Source organism: Streptomyces aureoversilis, assembly GCF_042657885.1.
GTDB classification, from domain to species: Bacteria; Actinomycetota; Actinomycetes; order Streptomycetales; family Streptomycetaceae; genus Streptomyces; species Streptomyces aureoversilis.
The window spans coordinates 184,839-204,221 of sequence record NZ_JBHSKJ010000001.1 but is presented as its reverse complement, the minus strand read 5'-3'; the positions used below and the strand labels follow the sequence as shown (position 1 = coordinate 204,221).

Sequence of the window (19,383 nt, the reverse complement as noted above, 5' to 3'; positions counted from 1 at the left end):
TGTCAGCCGCCGAGGGAAGGCAGCCAGGCGTCCACGGCCGCGGCGGTGGAGGCGGCCGCCTCCTCCAGGATCGTGAAGTGGTTGCCCGGCACCTCGCGGAGCACGTGCTCGCCCTCCCACACGGCGCGCCAGTCGTCCGTCCCCGCTCCGGTCGCGAACGACTCCGCCGGCCGGACGAAGAGGACGGGCGCGGACAGCGCACCGGGCATGCAGCCGGTGATGAGGTCGCTGTAGCGGCTCATCGCGGCGAGCCGGGCGGCGCTGAACCGGCCGAAGGAGGACTCCCGGTCCAGCATGCCCTGGAACATCTGACGCCAGAGCTCGTCCTTGCCGTCGCCGCCGGGCAGATAGGTGTCCAGCAGGACGACGGCCCGCGCCGGGGTGCCCGCCTTCTCCAGCACCTCGGCGGTCGCGTGGGCGAACTGCCCGCCGGAGGAGTAGCCGACCAGGACGAAGGGCTCGCCCGCGGCAGCGGTGCGCACCTCTTCGGCGAACACCTCGACGGCCGCGTCGACCGACAACGGCAGGGCGTCGCCCTCACCGAAGCCCGGCACGGCGGGTACGACGACCTCCCGGCGGCCCCGGAAGTGCGCCGCGAAGCGCGCGTACTGCTGGGCGCCGCCGAGGGCCATCGGCGAGGGGAAACAGATCAGCTTGGGGCCCTCGCCGCCCTGCGCGAGGCGTACGGGCCGCTCGAGCGCGCCCAGTTCGGCCGCGGAGGAGAAGCCGGGCAGGATCTCGGCGACGGCGTTGAGCAGGGCCATCCCCTTCATCATGTTCCCGCCGGCCGCCGCGCGGCGCAGCAGGCCGCTGACGGACTCGGACTCCGCGGCCTCCTCCGCGGCGGGTGCCCGGCCGCCGCCGGCGAGCCTGGTGCGCAGGTGGGCGGCGAGCGCGGCCGGGGTGCCGTGCTCGAAGACGGCTCCGGCCGGCAGCGTCAGCCCGGTCGCGCCGGCGAGCGCGTGCCGCAGCTCCGTGGCCGACACCGAGTCCATCCCGGCCTCCAGGAACCCGGTCTCCGGGTCGACCTCCTCGGGGCCTGCGTGGCCGAGCACGGCGGCCGTGCGGGCCCGTACGAGACCGGTCAGCAGCTCCTCCTGCCCGGCCGGGGAAACGGCTGCCGGCCGGTCCTGCAGAGGCTGCGCATCCGCGGACTCCTCCGTGGCCTCGGGCTCCTCCTGGGCGGTGAGCGCGCCGACGGTCAGGGGGACGTCCGCCGCGAGCCAGTACCGCCGGCGGCGGAAGGCGTACGAGGGCAGGGGCGCCGTCGCCGTGCCGGGGTACAGGGCCCGCCAGTCGGGCGCGAGGCCGTCCGCGTACAGCTGGGCCACGCCCTGCGCCAGCACCACCGGTTCCTCGCCCTGCCGCCTGCCCAGGGGGACGAAGGTCCCCTCCGGGACGCTCTCCCGGGCCATGCCGGTCAGGACGGCGTCCGGCCCCAGCTCCACGAAGCGCGTGGCGCCGGCGTCCGCAAGGGCCCGTACGCCCGCCGCGAAGCGGACCGGCTCGCGCACGTGGCGGACCCAGTAGGCGGGGTCGGACAGCAGGCCCTTCCCCGCCGGCCGCCCGGTCAGGTTCGACACGACGGGGATGCGCGGCTCGTGGTACGTCACGCTCTCGGCGACGGCGCGGAAGCCGTCGAGCATGCCGTCCATGAGCGGCGAGTGGAAGGCGTGCGAGACCTTGAGCCGCTTGGTCTTCCCGAAGCCCTGCGCGATCCGCATGACCTCGTCCTGCTCGCCGGAGATCACCACCGACCCGGGGCCGTTGACGGCCGCGAGGGCCACCCCGCCGGTGAGCAGCGGGAGGATCTCCTCCTCGCCCGCCCGGACCGCGACCATCGCCCCGCCTGCGGGCAGCGCCTGCATCAGGCGCCCGCGGGCCGCGACGAGGGTGCACGCGTCCTCCAGCGTGAGGACGCCCGCGACGTGCGCGGCGGCGAGCTCGCCGATCGAGTGCCCGGCGAGGAGGCCGGGGCGGATCCCCCACGACTCCAGCAGCCGGAAGAGGGCGACCTCGTAGGCGAAGAGGCCGGTCTGCGCGTGGAGGGTCAGGTCGACCCGGTCGGCGTCCGTGCCGAAGAGGACGGCGGACAGGCCGGTGCCGAGCGTCTCGTCCACCGCGTCGAAGGCCTCGGCGAACACCGGGTGGGCCGCCCGGAGCCCGGCGCCCATGCCGAGCCGCTGGGCGCCCTGCCCGGTGAAGAGGAACGCCGTGCGCCCGCCCTTGCGCGCGGTGCCCTGCACCACGGCGGGCGAGCTCTCGCCGGCGGCCAGGGCCTGCAGGCCGCGGAGCAGCTGGGCGCGGTCGGTGCCCACGACGGCGGCGCGGTCGCCGAAGACGGCCCGCCGGGTGCCCAGCGACCGGGCGACGGCGGCCGGTCCGAGCTCCGGCCGCGCCTCGGCGAACGCGTGGAGGCGCTCGGCCTGGGCGGGCAGGGCCTGCCGGCCGCGGGCGGACAGCGGCCAGATCAGGACGGGCGGCACGGGGCCGGCCTCCGGCTGTCCCGGCTGCCCCGGCTGCTCGGGTGCGGGCGCGGCCGGGGCTTCCTCGATGATGGTGTGGGCGTTGGTGCCGCTGATGCCGAACGAGGAGATGCCCGCCCGGCGCGGACGCCCGGCGGCCTGCGGCCACGCCCGCTCCTCCGTGAGCAGTTCGACGCTGCCCGCCGTCCAGTCGACCTGCCGCGAGGGCTCGCCCACGTGCAGGGTCCTGGGGAGTACGCCGTGGCGCATGGCCTGCACCATCTTGATCACACCCGCCACACCGGCGGCGGCCTGTGTGTGGCCGATGTTCGACTTGACGGAGCCCAGCCACAGCGGCCGGTCGGCCGACCGGTCCTGGCCGTACGTGGCGAGCAGTGCCTGGGCCTCGATCGGGTCGCCGAGCGTGGTGCCCGTACCGTGCGCCTCCACCACGTCCACATCGGCCGGCGTCAGCCCCGCGCTCTCCAGCGCCTGCCGGATCACCCGCTGCTGGGACGGGCCGTTGGGCGCCGTCAGACCGTTGGACGCACCGTCCTGATTCACGGCGCTGCCCCGTACGACGGCCAGCACCTCGTGCCCGTTGCGCCGCGCGTCCGACAGCCGCTCCACGACGAGGACGCCGACGCCCTCCGCGAATCCGGTGCCGTCCGCGCCGTCGGCGAAGGACTTGCACCGGCCGTCGGGCGAGAGCGCCCCCTGCCTGCTGAATTCGACGAACGTGCCGGGCGAGGCCATGACCGTGACCCCGCCGGCCAGCGCCAGGGTGCACTCGCCCTGGCGCAGGGCCTGGGCGGCGAGGTGGAGGGCGACGAGGGAGGACGAGCAGGCGGTGTCGATCGACAGCGTCGGGCCTTCCAGACCGAGGGTGTACGCCACCCGCCCCGAGACGATGCTCCCGGAGCCGAAGCTCCCGAAGTAGTCGTGGTACATCACCCCCGCGAACACACCGGTCCGGCTCCCCTTCAGCGAACCCGGATCGATACCCGCACTCTCCAGCGCCTCCCACGAACCCTCCAGCAACAACCGCTGCTGAGGATCCATCAACAACGCCTCACGCGGACTGATCCCGAAGAACCCCGCATCGAACTCCCCCGCATCGTGCAGGAAACCGCCTTCGGCGGTGCAGCTCCTGCCTTCGGCGCCGGGTGCCGGGTCGTGGAGGGCGGGGTCCCAGCCGCGGTCGGCGGGGAAGCCGGTGATGCCGTCCCCGCCCTCCGCGACCAGGTCCCACAGCTCCTCCGGCGAGCGCACGCCGCCGGGGTACCGGCACGCCATCCCCACGATCGCGATCGGCTCCCGCAGCGCGGCGGTCAGCTTGCGGTTCCGCTCCCGCAGCCGGTCGGCCTCCTTGAGCGAAGCGCGGAGCGCTTCGACCATCCTGGCGTCCGGTGTCTCGGGCTGAGCCACGTTCCCACTCCTTGTCACAGGGCGTCGTCGTCCCCGGCCGTACCTTCGAGAGCCAGGCTGATCAGGCTCTCCGCGTCCATGGCGTCGATCGACGCGCCGCTCCCGTCCTCCTGCTCCGCGCCGGGCCGCGGCCGGACCCCGGCCAGGTCGAGCAGTCCGTCGAGCAGGCCCGCGTCGCGCAGTGCGGCCAGGGGCAGCCCCGCGAGGGCGCGGCGGACGGCCGCCTCCTCGGCCCCGCCGGCCCCCTCGGCGCCGGCGGCGGACCGCTCGGCCGGGGCCAGTTCGGCGGCCAGGTGGTCCGCCAGCGCCTGCGGGCTCGGGTAGTCGAAGATCAGCGTGGCCGGGAGCCGCAGGCCGGTCGTCCCGTTGAGGCCGTTGCGGAACTCGACCGCGGTCAGCGAGTCGAAGCCCAGCTCGCCGAACGCGCGGTCCGGCTCGATCGCGGTGATCCCCAGCACTGCGGCGGCCTGTTCGCCGACCACCTCCAGGAGCAGCGGGGTGCGCTCCTCCGCGGGCAGCCCCGCCAGCCGGTTGCGGAGCGCGGCGGACGCCGTCGACGCGGCCCGGGCGACGGGCCGGGACGGCCGGACGAGGCCGCGCAGCAGCGGCGGGATCCGGCCGGAGCGGGCCATGGCGGCCGTGTCGAGCCGGGCGGGCACCAGCACGGTCTCCTCGTGGCCGGACGCCGCGTCGAACAGGGCCAGGGCCTCGTCCTCGCCGAGGCCGGCGACGCCCGCCTGGGCGAGGCGCCGGGTGTCGGCTTCGCCGAGGCGGTCGGCCATGCCCCCGCCGCCGGACCACGCGCCCCAGGCCAGGGAGGTGGCGGGCAGGCCGGCCGCCCTGCGGTGCACGGCCAGGGCGTCGAGGAAGGAGTTGGCCGCGGCGTAGCTCGCCTGTCCGGGGCTGCCGAGCAGGCCGGCGGCCGAGGAGAAGAGGACGAACGCCGACAGCGGCCGGTCCTTGGTGAGCTCGTGGAGGTGCCGGGCCGCGTCCGCCTTGGGGCGGAGCACGGTGTCGAGGCGCTCCGGCGTCAGGGAGTCGATCACGCCGTCGTCGAGGACGCCGGCGGCGTGCACGACTCCGGTCACCGGGTGCTCGGCCAGGAGCCGTTCCAGGGCATCCCGGTCGGCGGCGTCGCAGGCGGCGACGGTGACCTCGGCGCCCAGGGCGGCGAGCTCGGCGCGGAGCTCGGCCGCCCCGGGGGCGTCCGGGCCGCGCCTGCTGGTCAGCAGCAGCTTCGGCACGCCGTGCGCGGTGACCAGGTGGCGTGCCACGAGGCGGCCGAGGGCGCCGGTCCCGCCGGTGACGAGCACGGTCCCGTGCCAGTCGGCGGAGCGCGCGGCGGACTGCGCGGCCCGGGTGAGCCGCGGCGCGCTGAGGACGCCCGAGCGCAGGGCGAGCTGGGGTTCGCCGGTCGCGACGGCTGCGGGCAGCAGCCGGTACGCGTCGGGTCCGGCGTGCGCGTCGAGGTCGATCAGGACGATGCGGCCGGGGTGTTCGGACTGCGCGGACCGCAGCAGGCCCCAGGCCGCGGCCCCGGCCAGGTCGGTGACGTCCTCGCCGTCGGTGCTGACGGCCCCGCCGGTCACGACGGCCAGGGTCGAGGCCTCGAACCGCGGGTCGGCGAGCCAGGACCGGAGCCGGCCGAGCAGGGCGGCCGTGCCGGAGCGGAGGGCCTGCGGGCCGTCGCCGCCGGTGTACGGCAGGACGAGCACGTCGGCCGGGGCGGGCAGGTGTGCCGCGGCCTCGTCGAGGTCCGCGACCGCGTGAACGGACGCGACCTCCCCTTCGAGGGCGCCGGCGATCCCCTGCCCGTCGCCGAGCACGGCCCAGCGGCCGGTGACCGGGGCCATGTCGTCGCCGGGCGCCTTGACCCACTCCACGGCGAACAGCGTGTCGCTCCTGCCCGCGGCGGCGGAGGCGAGGCGGTCGGCGGATATCTCGCGCAGCGTCAGCGACCGCACGGAGAGCACCGGTACGCCCAGGCCGTCGGTGGCCTCGATCCGTACGGAACCGGGCCCGTCGCCGGTGATCCGTACGCGCAGGGCGGTCGCTCCCACGGCGTGCAGCTCGACGCCGGTCCAGGCGAACGGCAGCGTCATGCGCTCGGCGGCGCTCTCGCGCAGCCCGATCGCGTGCAGCGCGGCGTCGAACAGCGCCGGGTGCAGGGCGAACGCGTCGGACTCCACGGGAAGTTCGATCTCCGCGAAGACCTCGTTGCCGCGCCGCCAGGCGGCGCGCAGGCCCTGGAACCGCGGCCCGTAGGAGGCGCCGAGCGCGGCCAGCCGCTCGTACACGCCGTCCAGGTCGAGCGGTTCGGCGGCGGGCGGCCAGGCCTGCGGCTCGGCCGCGGCCGGGGCGGCCCCGGCCGTCAGGAGGCCGGTGGCGTGCGTGGTCCACGGGTCGCCCGCGGCGGCTGCGGACCAGACCCGGAAGGCCCGGGCTCCGGAGGCGTCCGGTTCGCTCACGGTGCACTGCAGGCGCACGGTGCCGTTCCCGGGCAGGACGAGGGGTTCGGCGATGGTCAGCTCCTCGACCGTGCCGCATCCGGCACGTGCCCCGGCGGCGAGTGCCATCTCCACGAACGCCGTGCCGGGGAGCAGCACCGTGCCGCCGACGGCGTGGTCGGCGAGCCAGGGGTGGCTCTGCAGGGAGAGGCTGCCGGTGAACAGCAGGCCGTCGGCGCCGGCCAGTTCCACGGCGGTGCCGAGCAGCGGGTGGTCGGCGGCGGCGCGGAGGCCGGGGGCGTCGCTCGCCATCCAGTAGCGGCGGCGCTGGAAGGCGTACGTGGGCAGGTCGACGCCGCGCCCGTCCGGCAGCAGCCGCGCCCAGTCCACCGTGCCGCCGTGGGCGTGGAGCGCGCCGAGTGCGGCGGCGACCGCGGCCGGCTCGTCCCTGCCCTTGCGCAGCAGGGGGATCAGGGCGGCGTCGCCGGTCAGGCACTCGGCGGCCAGCGCGGTCAGCACCCCGCCGGGACCGATCTCGGCGAAGCGCCGCGCCCCCGCGTCCTCGAGGACGCGCACGGCGTCGGCGAAGCGCACCGCCGAGCGGGCGTGGCGCACCCAGTACTCCGGCGAGCACAGCTCGTCCGCCGTGGCCTCGGCGCCGGTGAGGGCGGAGACGAAGGGGATGCGGGGCGGGTGGAAGGCGATGCCCTCGGCGGTCTCGCGGAAGGCGTCGAGCATCGGTTCCATGAGGGGCGAGTGGAAGGCGTGGCTCACGGCGAGTTCCCGGGTCCGCTCGAAGCGGCCCGCGATCGCGCGGACCTCCTCCGCCGGGCCCGAGAGCACGACCGAGTCCGGGCCGTTGACGGCGGCGATGCTCACGTCGCCGGTCAGCAGGGGCGTGATCTCGTCCTCGGCGGCCTTGACGGCGACCATGGTGCCGCCGGCGGGCAGGGCCTGCATGAGCCGGCCGCGGGCGGCGACCAGGGTCGCCGCGTCGGCCAGGGACCAGACGCCCGCGACGTGGGCGGCGGCGAACTCGCCGACGGAGTGGCCGGCCAGCAGGTGCGGCCGGACGCCCCAGGACTCCAGCAGCCGGAAGAGGGCGACCTCGACGGCGAACAGGGCGGGCTGGGTGTACTCGGTGCGCTCCAGCAGCTCCGCGGAGGGCAGGACGTCGCGCAGGGGCCGGTCCAGCAGCGGGTCGAGGTGGCCGCAGACCTCGTCGAGGGCGCGGTCGAAGGCCGGGAAGGCCGCGGCGAGTTCCAGGCCCATGCCGGCGAGCTGCGAGCCCTGGCCGGAGAAGAGGAAGGCGAGCCTGCCGTCCGTCGCCGTGCCGGTGACCACGGACGGCGAGGCGGTTCCGGCGGCCAGCGCCCGCAGGCCGCGCAGGAGTTCCTCGCGGTCGCCGCCGGTGACGGCCGCGCGGTGGGTGAGCGCGGTCCGCGCGCCGGCGAGCGCGCCGGCGACCCGGTGCGGGTCGAGGTCGTCCCGGTCCGCCAGGTGGGACAGCAGCCGTCCGGCCTGGGCGCGCAGTGCGTCCTGGTCGTGGCCGGACAGCAGCCACGGTACGGCCGGGAGCGGCGCGGTCCGCGGCTCCGGGGCGGGCCCGGCGTCCGCCGGGGCGGCTTCGAGGACCACGTGCGCGTTGGTGCCGCTGATGCCGAAGGAGGAGACGCCGGCGCGGCGCGGGCGTCCGTACTCCGGCCACTCCCGGGCCTCGGTCAGGAGCCGGACGGTGCCGTCCGACCAGTCGACGTGCCGGGAGGGTTCGTCGACGTGCAGGGTCCTGGGCAGGATCTCGTTGCGGAGGGCCTGCACCATCTTGATCACGCCGGCGACGCCGGCCGCGGCCTGGGTGTGCCCGAGGTTCGACTTGACCGAGCCCAGCCACAGCGGGCGGTCGCCGGTGTGCTCCTTGCCGTAGGTGGCGATCAGGGCCTGGGCCTCGATCGGGTCGCCGAGCGTGGTGCCGGTGCCGTGCGCCTCGACGACGTCGACGTCGGCGCCGGAGACGCCCGCGGCGGCCAGGGCCCGGCGGATGACGCGCTGCTGGGCGGGGCCGTTGGGGGCGGTGATGCCGTTGGAGGCGCCGTCCTGGTTGACCGCGGTGCCGCGGACGACCGCGAGGACGCGGTGCCCGTTGCGGCGCGCGTCGGAGAGCCGTTCGAGGAGGAGGACGCCCGCGCCCTCGCTGAAGCCCGTGCCGTTGGCGGCGTCGGCGAAGGGGCGGCAGCGGCCGTCGCGCGACAGGCCGCGCTGGCGGCTGAACTCGACGAAGGTCCCCGGGGTCGCCATCACCGTGACGCCTCCGGCCAGGGCGAGCGTGCACTCGCCCCGGCGGAGGGACTGCACCGCGAGGTGCAGGGCGACGAGCGACGAGGAGCAGGCGGTGTCCACCGAGAGGGTCGGCCCCTCCAGGCCGAGCGTGTAGGCGACGCGGCCCGAGACGACGCTGCCGGAGCCGAAGCTGCCGAAGTAGTCGTGGTACATGACGCCGGCGAACACGCCGGTCTGGCTTCCGCGCAGCCCGGCGGGGTCGATGGCGGCCCGTTCGAGGGCCTCCCACGACGTCTCCAGCAGCAGCCGCTGCTGGGGGTCGGTGACGAGGGCCTCCTCGGGGTCCATGCCGAAGAAGGCGGCGTCGAAGTCGCCCGCGTCGTGCAGGAACCCGCCGTGCCGGGCGTAGCTGGTGCCCTCGCGGTCGAGGGTCGGGTCGTAGAGCGCCTCCAGGTCCCAGCCGCGGTCGGCGGGGAACTCCCCGATGGCGTCGGACTCCCCGGCGATCAGCCGCCACAGGTCCTCGGGCGAGTTCACCCCGCCGGGGTAGCGGCAGCTCATCCCGATGATCGCGACGGGTTCGTCGTCGGCCGCCGCGGAGGCGGTCTGCTCGGGTGCCGCGTCGAGCCCGCCGACGAGCTCGGCGAGCAGGTGACGGGCGAGGCCGGCGGGGCTGGGGTGGTCGAAGACCACGGTCGCGGGCAGCCGCAGACCGGTGGCCGCGCTCAGCCCGTTGCGCAGCTCGACGGCGGCCAGCGAGTCGAAGCCCAGCTCCCGGAAGGCCTTGTCGCGCTCGACGGCGTCGCCCGACCGGTGGCCGAGCACGGCGGCGACGTGCGTGCGCACGAGGTCGACCAGGACGGGCTCGCGCTCGGCGTCCGGCAGGGCGGCGAGGCGGGCGCGCAGGGAGTCGGTGCCCGTGGCCGGGCCGCCGGACGCCGCCTGCCGGCGGCCGCGCACCAGGCCGCGGAAGAGCGGCGCGAGGCCGTCGCCCTGGGCGCGCAGCGCCGCGAGGTCCAGCTTCACGGGCAGCACGGCCGGGTCGTGCGCCTGCAGCGCCGCGTCGAAGAGGGCGAGGCCCTCGTCGTTCTCCAGGGCGGCCACGCCGCCCCGGGAGATGCGGGAGCGGTCGGTGTCGTCGAGGGTGCCGGTCATGCCGCCGGACTGCGCCCACAGGCCCCAGGCCATGGACTGCGCGGGGAGGCCGAGGCCGCGGCGGTGCGCGGCCAGTGCGTCGAGGAAGGCGTTGGCGGCCGCGTAGTTGGCCTGGCCGGGCGAGCCGAGGGTGGCGGCGGCCGAGGAGAACAGCACGAACGCCTGCAGGTCCAGTCCGGCGGTGAGCTCGTGCAGGTGCCAGGCGGCGTCCACCTTGGGGCGGAGCACCGTGTCGAGGTGTTCCGGCGTGAGCGAGGAGAGCACGCCGTCGGCGAGCACGCCGGCCGCGTGCACCACGGCGGTCAGCGGCCGCTCCGCCGGGATCCCGGCGAGCACGCCGGCGAGGCTGTCGCGGTCGGCGACGTCGCAGGCGGCCGTGGTGACCTCCGCACCGAGGCCGGTGAGCCCGGCGACGAGACCGGCGTCCGCGCCGCGGCGGCTGAGCAGCAGCAGGTGCCGCGCGCCCCGCTCGGTCACCAGGTGCCGGGCGATCAGGCCGCCCAGGGCGCCGGTCGCGCCGGTCACCAGGACGGTGCCGCCGCCCAGGTCCGCCGCGGGGGCGTCGTCGTCCGCCGCTTCGGCGCGGGCGAGCCGGGGGACGTGGACGGCGCCGTCGCGGAGGGCCACGTGCGGCTCCCCCGCGGCGAGCGCGGCGGCCAGTGCGCCGTCGTCCGGGACGTCCGTGCCGTCGGTCTCGACGAGCACGATCCGGCCGGGGTTCTCCGTCTGGGCCGAGCGCGTCAGTCCGGCGGCCGCGGCCCCGGCGAGGTCGGGCCCGGTGACGACGACCAGGAGTGCGTCCCCGGCGAGGCCGTCGCGCAGCCGGTCGAGGAGGCCGGCGACGCCCGCCCGCACCTCCTCGGCGCTCGTCCCGGCCGCGGCGTGCAGGACCTCGTGGTCCCCGGCGGGGCCGGCGTTCGTGGCCGGTGCGGGGATCCAGTCGACGCGGTAGAGCGACCCGGCGCGGGCCGACTTGGCGGCCGCGGCGAGCTGTTCGGCGGGGATCGGGCGCAGGGCGAGGGAACCGACGGTCGCCACGGGCGCCCCGGTGGCGTCGGCGAGCGTCAGGGAGACCGCCCCCTCGGCTCCTGCGGGCCGTACGCGGACGCGCAGGTCCGTCGCCCCGGTCGCGTGCAGCTGCACGTCGGACCAGGCGAACGGCAGGAGCGCGTCGTCACCGGCGACGGAGGTGAGGCCGACGGCGTGCAGGGCGGCGTCCGACAGGGCCGGGTGGAGGCCGTATCCGTCGGCCTGCTCCCCCAGGCTCACCTCCGCGTAGACGTCCTCGCCCAGGCGCCAGGCGGTGCGCAGGCCCTGGAAGGCCGGCCCGTAGGCCAGGCCCGCCTCGGCGAGCTGCTCGTAGACGCCGTCCAGGGGGACCGGTTCGGCTCCGGCGGGCGGCCACACGGCCAGTTCGGGCTCGGCGGGGGTGCCCGCCGGGGCCAGCAGGCCGTCGGCGTGGCGGGTCCACGGCAGTTCGTCCTCGGTGCTCTCGGCACGGGAGTAGACGGTCACCGGCCGCACCGACCCGTCCCCGGCCTCACCGACGACCACCTGCAGCTGCACGGCGCCGTGCTCCTGCAGCACCAGGGGGGCCTGCAGCGTGAGCTCGGTGACGCGCCCGCAGCCGACCTGGTCGCCGGCGCGCACGGCCAGTTCGAGGTAGCCGGTGCCGGGGAACAGCAGCTCCCCGCCGACCACATGGTCGGCCAGCCAGGGGTGGGTGCCCACCGACAGACGGCCGGTGAGGACCGCGCCGTCGGAGTCGGCACGCGTCATCGCCGCGCTCAGCAGGGGGTGGTCCGTCGGCGCGAGGCCGGCCGAGGTGACGTCGGCGCCGCCGGCCGCGCTGTCCAGCCAGAACCGCTCGTGCTCGAACGCGTACGTCGGCAGGTCCACGCGGCGCGGCCGCCCGCCGTCGAACAGGGCCTTCCAGTCGACCGGCACGCCGTGGGCGTGGGCCTCGGCGAGGGCGGCGGTGAACCGCTCCACGCCGCCCTCGTCGCGGCGCAGCGACCCGATGGCGGTCACGCCGTCGTCGGTCTCCTGGATGCCGAGGGTGAGGACGGGGTGCGGGCTGGACTCGACGAAGAGCCCGTGGCCCTTGCCGACGGCCGCCCGCGTGGCCTGCTCGAAGAGCACGGTCTGCCGCAGGTTGGTGTACCAGTACCCGGCGTCCAGCCCGGTGGTGTCGAGGAGCCCGCCGGTGACCGTGGAGTAGAAGGGCACGTCGGACGGGCGCGGCCGCACGCCGGCCAGGTCGGCGAGCAGCCGGTCGCGGATGGTCTCGACCTGCGCGGAGTGCGAGGCGTAGTCGACCGGCAGCCGCTTGACCCGGATCCCCTCGTCCTTGAGCCGTGTCTGCAGGAGGTCCAGGGCCTCGGTCTCGCCGGACACCACCACCGATCCGGAGCCGTTGACGGCCGCGACGGACAGCCGCCCGTCCCACGCGGACAGCCGCCGGGCGACCTCGTCGGCGGGCAGGGCGACGGACATCATGCCGCCGCCTCCGGAGAGGTCCTCGGCGATCGCCTTGCTGCGCAGGGTGACGATGCGGGCGCCGTCCTCCAGGGACAGGGCGCCGGCGGCGCAGGCCGCGGCGATCTCGCCCTGGGAGTGGCCGATCACGGCCGCGGGGCGCACCCCGTGGGCGCTCCAGGTCTTCGCGAGCGAGACCATGACCGCCCACAGCAGCGGCTGGACGACGTCCACGCGGTCCAGCGGGCCGCGCAGCTCGGCCGCGAAGTCCCAGTCGACGAAGGGGGCGCAGGCGGCGGCGCAGTCGTTCATGGCGGCGGCGAACACCGGGGACTCGTCGATGAGTCCGGTGGCCATGCCCTGCCACTGCGAGCCCTGGCCGGGGAAGACGAACACGGGCCGGGCGCCGCCGGCGGCGGTCCCCTCGACCAGGCCCGGCGCGGTGGCGCCTTCGGCCAGGGCGGCGAGGGAGTCCCTCAGGGCGGCGCGGTCCGTGCCGGTGACCGCCGCCCGGTGGGCGAAGTGGGCGCGGGTGGTGGCGAGGGAGAAGCCGATGTCGGAGGGGTCGAGGTCCGGGTGGGCGTCGAGGTGGGCCAGCAGCCGCCCGGCCTGGGCGGGCAGGGCCGCCCGGGTCTTCGCGGACAGCAGCCACGGTACGGAGGGGGCGGCTGCGGGCCGCTGCTCGGGGGCGGGCGCGGCCGGGGCTTCCTCGATGATGGTGTGGGCGTTGGTGCCGCTGATGCCGAACGAGGAGATGCCCGCCCGGCGCGGGCGCCCGTCGGTCTGCGGCCACTCGCGCGCCCGCGTCAGCAGCTCCACGCTGCCCGCCGCCCAGTCCACCTGGTCCGACGGCTCGTCGACGTGCAGGGTCCTGGGGAGCACGCCGTGGCGCATGGCCTGCACCATCTTGATGACCCCGGCGACACCGGCGGCGGCCTGCGTGTGACCGATGTTGGACTTCAGCGAGCCGAGCCACAGCGGCCGGTCCTCGGGGCGGTCCTGGCCGTAGGTGGCCAGCAGCGCCTGGGCCTCGATGGGGTCGCCGAGCGTGGTGCCGGTGCCGTGCGCCTCCACGGCGTCGACGTCGGCGGTGGCCAGACCGGCGTTCTCCAGCGCCTGGCGGATGACACGCTGCTGGGAGGGGCCGTTGGGCGCCGTCAGACCGTTGGACGCGCCGTCCTGGTTGACGGCACTGCCCCGTACGACGGCCAGCACGCGGTGGCCGTTGCGGCGGGCGTCGGAGAGCCGCTCCACGACGAGGACGCCGACGCCCTCGCCCCAGACGGTGCCGCCCGCGGAGGTGGCGAAGGCGCGGCAGGTGGCGTCGGCGGCGAGCGCTCCCTGGCGGCTGAACTCCACGAAGGTGTCGGGCGTGGCCATCACGGCGACGCCGCCCACCAGCGCGAGCGAGGACTCGCCCTGGCGCAGCGACTGGACGGCCAGGTGGAGGGCTACGAGGGAGGACGAGCAGGCGGTGTCGATCGACAGCGTCGGCCCCTCAAGACCGAGGGTGTACGCCACCCGCCCCGAAACAATGCTCCCGGAACCGAAACTCCCGAAATAGTCGTGGTACATCACCCCCGCGAACACACCCGTCCGGCTCCCCTTCAGCGAACCCGGATCGATCCCCGCACTCTCCAGCGCCTCCCACGAACCCTCCAGCAACAACCGCTGCTGAGGATCCATCAACAACGCCTCACGCGGACTGATCCCGAAGAATCCCGCATCGAACTCCCCCGCATCGTGCAGGAACCCTCCCCGCCGTACGTAGGTGGTGTCCGGGCGCTCGCCCGTGGGGTCGTAGATGCGGTCGGTGTCCCAGCCGCGGTCGACGGGGAAGTCGCTGATGGCGTCGGCCTCGTCGGCGACCAGCTGCCACAGCCCGTCCGGGGAGGTCACCCCGCCGGGGTAGCGGCAGGCCATGCCGACGATGGCGATGGGCTCGTCGGTGCGGGCGGCCGCGGTGGTGCGGGCGGCCTTGCGGGCTCCGGTGCGCTCGCCCGCGGCCTGCTCGGCGAGGTGGGCGGCGAGCGCCTGGGAGGAGGGGTAGTCGAAGACGAGGGTCGAGGGCAGGCGCTGTCCGGTCTCGGTTGAGAGGGCGTTGCGCAGTTCGATCGCGGCGAGCGAGTCGAAGCCCAGGTCCTGGAAGGCCCGTTCGGGGTCGACGGCCTCCGGGCTGCTGTGCCCGAGGACGGCGGCGACCTGGGTGCGCACGAGCTGCAGCAGGGCGTCCAGGCGCTCGGTCCCCCCGAGTCCGTCGAGCCGCTCGGCGAGGGAGAGGCCCGCGCCCTCGGTGACGGCGGCCTCGCGGCGCACGGTGCGGCCGGCGAGGGACCGGAAGACGGGGGCGAGCGCGGCGCCCTGGGCGCGCAGCGCCGGCAGGCTGAGCCGTACGGGCGCGACGGCCGCGTGGCCCGTGCGGCGGGCGAGGTCGAAGAGGGCCACGCCGTCCTGCTCGGAGAGTTCGGCCATGCCGCCGCGGGAGATCCTGGCCCGGTCGGCGCCGTCCAGGCCGCTGGTCATGCCGCCGGTGGGCGCCCACGGGCCCCAGGCGAGCGAGAGGGCGGGCAGGCCCCGGGCGTGCCGGTGGGCCGCGAGGCCGTCGAGGAAGGCGTTGGCGGCGGCGTAGTTGCCCTGTCCCGGGGCGCCGACGACGCCGGCGACGGAGGAGAAGAGCACGAAGGCCCGCAGGTCCGCTCCGGCGGTGAGCTCGTGCAGGTTGAGCGCGCCGTCGGCCTTGGGGCGCAGCACGGCGTCGAGGCGCCCGGGGGTCAGCGAGGCGACCACGCCGTCGTCGAGGACGCCCGCGGCGTGGACGACGGCGGTGAGCGGGTGGGCGGCGGGGATGTCCGCCAGGGTCGCGGCGAGGGCGGCGCGGTCGGCCACGTCGCAGGCGGCGACGGTGGCGTGGGCGCCGAGGGCGGCGAGTTCGGCCACGAGGTCGCCGGCGCCGCCGCTCCTGCTGAGCAGCAGGAGCCTGCGGGCACCGAGGGCGGTCACCAGGTGCCGGGCGAGGACGGGGCCGAGGCCGCCGGTCGCGCCGGTCAGGAGCACGGTGCCGTCGGGGTCGAGCCCGGGCGCGTCGCCGGGGCCGGGCGGGGCGGCGGTCAGCCGGGCCGCGTGGGCGACTCCGTCCCGTACGGCCACCTGCGGCTCGTCCGTGGCGAGCGCGAGCTGTACGGACGCGGCGGTGTCGGCGGCCGCGTCGAGGTCGAGCAGGACGAAGCGGCCGGGGTTCTCCGACTGCGCGGACCGCACGAGCCCCCAGACGGCCGCGCCGGCCAGGTCCGGCACGTCCTCGCCGGCGACGGAGACGGCTCCGCGGGTGAGGACGACGAGGGTGCGGGGGTCGTCGTCCTGGAGCGCTTCCAGGGCCGTGCGGGTGGCCGCGCGGACGGCGTCGGCGCCGGTGCCGGGGGTGGTCTCCAGGAGGCGGTGGCCGGTGTCGGACGCGGCGGCGCCCTGCTGGGGCACGGGGGTCCAGCCCAGGCGGAACAGGGCGTCCGCGTGGGGGTCCTGTGCCTGCTTCAGGTTCGTCAGCGGCCGCGAGGCGAGGGTGGTCACCGTCGCCACGGGCGCGCCGGTCGCGTCGGCGAGGTCCACGGCGAAGGCGTGGGCGCCGGCCGGGGTGAGCCGCACCCGGAGCACGGACGCGCCCGCGGCGTGCAGGGAGACGCCGGCGAACATGAAGGGCAGGCGTGCGGTCTCGTCGTCGGAGCCGTCGCCGATGAGGGCGAGGGCGTGCAGGGCGGCGTCGAAGGCCGCGGGGTGCAGGCCGAAGCGGCCCGCGTCGGCGGCGGGTTGCTCGGGCAGCCGCACCTCGGCGAACACCTCGCCGTCGCGCTGCCAGGCGGCCCGCAGGCCCTGGAAGACCGGGCCGTAGTGCAGGCCGGAGGCTGCGTGCCGCTCGTAGAGGCCGGTGGTGTCCAGCTCCTCGGCGCCGGCCGGGGGCCAGGCGGTGAGGGGCTCCCCGGGGGCCGCCGCGGCGGTGCCGAGCAGGCCGGTGGCGTGGCGGGTCCACGGCTGTCCGGCGGGGGCGTTCTCCGGGCGGGAGTAGATGCTCACGGTCCGGCTGCCGGCGGGGCCGGGGGCACCGGCCGTCACCTGCACGCGGACGCCGTCGCGCCCGGGCAGGACCAGCGGGGCTTCGAGGGTCAGTTCCTCCAGGTGGCCGCAGCCGACCTGGTCGCCCGCCCGGACGGCCAGCTCGACCATGCCGGTGCCGGGCAGCACCACGGCCTCCCCGACGACGTGGTCGGCGAGCCAGGGGTGCGTGCGGACCGAGAGGCGGCCGGTGAAGACGGCGCCGCCCTCGTCCGCGAGCATGGTGGTGGCGCCGAGCAGCGGGTGCTCGGCCGGGTCCAGGCCCGCGGAGGTGACGTCGCCGGCGGAGGCCGGGACGTCGGCCCAGAAGCGTTCGCGCTGGAAGGCCGTTGTGGGCAGCTCGACGCGCCGCGCGCCCTCGAAGAGCGCGGCCCAGTCCGGGGAGTGGCCGCCGATGTGCAGCTGCGCGACCGCCGTCAGCAGGGTCTCCGGCTCCGGGCGCCCGCGCCGGGTGGCGGAGGCGAGGACGGCGTCCGCGGACTTCCCCTCGCCGAGGCAGTCGCGCGCCATGGCGGTGAGGACCGCGTCCGGGCCCAGCTCCAGGAAGCGGGTGACGCCCGCCTCTTCGAGGGCGCGGACGCCGTCGTGGAAGCGGACGGCCTCGCGGACGTGGCGGACCCAGTACTCCGGTGAGGTCGGTTCGTCCGTGGCGAGGCGGCCGGTCACGTTCGAGACGACGGGCACGGAGGCCCTGGCGTACGAGACGCTCTCGGCGACCGCGCGGAACTCCGCCAGCATCGGCTCCATCAGCGGGGAGTGGAAGGCGTGGGAGACCGGGAGCCGCTTGGTCTTCCCGAAACGGGCGGCCAGCTCCGTGACGGCGTCCTCGTCACCGGAGACGACGACGGCCTCCGGGCCGTTGACGGCCGCGATGCCGACGCGGCCGGACAGCAGCGGGGTCACCTCGGCCTCGCCCGCCCGCACGGCGACCATCGCGCCGCCCGCGGGCAGGGCCTGCATCAGCCGGCCGCGGGCCGCGACGAGGGCGCAGGCGTCCGGGAGGGTGAGGACGCCCGCGGCGTGGGCGGCGGCCAGCTCGCCGATCGAGTGGCCCGCCAGGAAGTCCGGCCGCAGCCCCCAGGACTCGACCAGCCGGAACAGGGCGACCTCGACCGCGAAGAGGGCGGCCTGGGTGCGGGCCGTCCGGTTCAGGGGCCCGGGGTCGGTGCCGAAGACGGTCTCGCGCAACCCGGCGTCGAAGTGACCGCACACCTCGTCGAAGGCGCGGGCGAAGACGGGGAACTCCTCGTACAGCTCCTTGCCCATGCCCGGGCGCTGGGCGCCCTGGCCGGTGAAGAGGAAGGCGGTCAGCCCCTTGGCGGTCCGGCCGCGGAGGGCGCCCGCGGACTCCTCGGCCAGCGCGGTCAGGCCGCCGAGCAGCTCCTCGCGGGTGCGGCCGAGGACGACGGCGCGGTGCGGATGGGCGGTCCTGGTCGTCGCCAGGGAGAAGCCGACGTCCACGGGGTCCATCGGGCCGGCGACGGCCGCGAGGCGGGCCGCCTGGTCGCGCAGTGCCGCGGCCGTCCGGCCGGACACGATCCAGGGCACGATGCCGGAGGCCGCGGCGGGTGCCGTGGCGGCTGCCGTGGCACGCGGCGTGGCGGGCGCCGCCTGCGGCTCCTCCTCCGCCGGCTCCTCGGGCGGCGCCTGCTCGATGATGGTGTGGGCGTTGGTGCCGCTCGCGCCGAAGGAGGAGATGCCGGCGCGGCGCGGACGCCCGCCGGCCTCCGGCCACCGCCGGGTCTCGGTGAGCAGCCGGACGTCGCCCGCCGACCAGTCGACCTGGGCGGACGGCGCGTCCACGTGCAGGGTGCGCGGGAGGACGCCGTGCCGCATCGCCATGACCATCTTGATCACGCCGGCGACACCCGCGGCGGCCTGGGTGTGCCCGATGTTCGACTTGACCGAGCCCAGCCACAGCGGCTGTCCGTCGGGGCGGCCCTGGCCGTACGTCGCCAGGAGCGCCTGGGCCTCGATCGGGTCGCCGAGCGTGGTGCCCGTGCCGTGCGCCTCGACGGCGTCGACGTCGGACGCGGACAGCCGTGCGTTCGCCAGCGCCTGGCGGATGACGCGCTGCTGGGAGGGGCCGTTGGGAGCCGTCAGACCGTTGGACGCGCCGTCCTGGTTGACGGCGCTGCCCCGTACGACGGCCAGCACGCGGTGGCCGTTGCGGCGGGCGTCGGAGAGCCGCTCCAGGAGCAGCATGCCGGCGCCCTCGCCCCAGCCCGTGCCGTCGGCGGCGTCCGCGAAGGACTTGCACCGGCCGTCGGGGGCCAGGCCCCGCTGCCGGCTGAAGGCGACGAAGGAGCCGGGGGTGGACATGACGGTCGCGCCGCCGGCCAGGGCCAGCGAGCACTCCTTCTGCCGCAGGGCCTGCACCGCCAGGTGCAGGGCGACCAGGGCGGAGGAGCAGGCGGTGTCGATGGTGACCGAGGGGCCCTCGATGCCGAGGGTGTACGAGATGCGGCCGGAGATCACCGCGGCGAGGCTGCCGGTGCCCAGGGCCGCCTCGGTGTCCTGCGGCAGCTTCGCGAGCAGGTCGCGGTAGTCCTGGCCGTTGGTGCCGGCGAACACGCCGACCTGGGCGCCGCGCACCGAGTCCGGTGCGATGCCCGCCCGCTCCAGCGCCTCCCACGAGACCTCCAGCAGCAGGCGCTGCTGGGGGTCCATGGCGACGGCCTCGCGGGGCGAGATGCCGAAGAAGCCGGGCTCGAAGTCGCCCGCGTCGTGCAGGAAGCCGCCCCGGCGCACGTAGCTCTTGCCGGCGGCGTCGGGGTCCGGGTCGTAGAGGGAGTCGACGTCCCAGCCGCGGTCCTCCGGGAAGCCGGTGATGGCGTCGGTGCCGTCGTGGACGAGCTGCCAGAGCTCCTCCGGCGTGCTGACGCCGCCGGGGAAGCGGCAGCTCATCCCGACGATGGCGACCGGTTCCTCGTCCCCGCTCTCCACGTCCCGCAGCCGCTGCCGTGTCTGGTGCAGATCCGCGGTGACCCTCTTGAGGTAGTCGAGCAGCTTGTCATCGTTGGTCATCG

General features: G+C 76.4%; 2 protein-coding genes. Both read right to left on the bottom strand.

Annotated features, from left to right (window positions below; all coding sequences use genetic code 11):
• Positions 1–2: 2 nt before the first annotated feature.
• Entirely contained in the window at positions 3–3,893 is a 3,891-nt protein-coding gene (locus ACFPP6_RS00680; protein ID WP_382035688.1) for a type I polyketide synthase, read from the bottom strand.
• 14 nt (positions 3,894–3,907) lie between these two features.
• Positions 3,908–19,381, bottom strand: coding sequence for an SDR family NAD(P)-dependent oxidoreductase (locus ACFPP6_RS00675; protein WP_382035685.1), 15,474 nt, complete (start codon positions 19,379–19,381; stop codon positions 3,908–3,910).
• Positions 19,382–19,383 lie beyond the last annotated feature (2 nt).

What these genes read in the sequence shown, in the direction of transcription:
- ACFPP6_RS00675 (WP_382035685.1), bottom strand. Translation starts at nt 19,381, where the DNA reads ATGACCAACGATGACAAGCTGCTCGACTACCTCAAGAGGGTCACCGCG.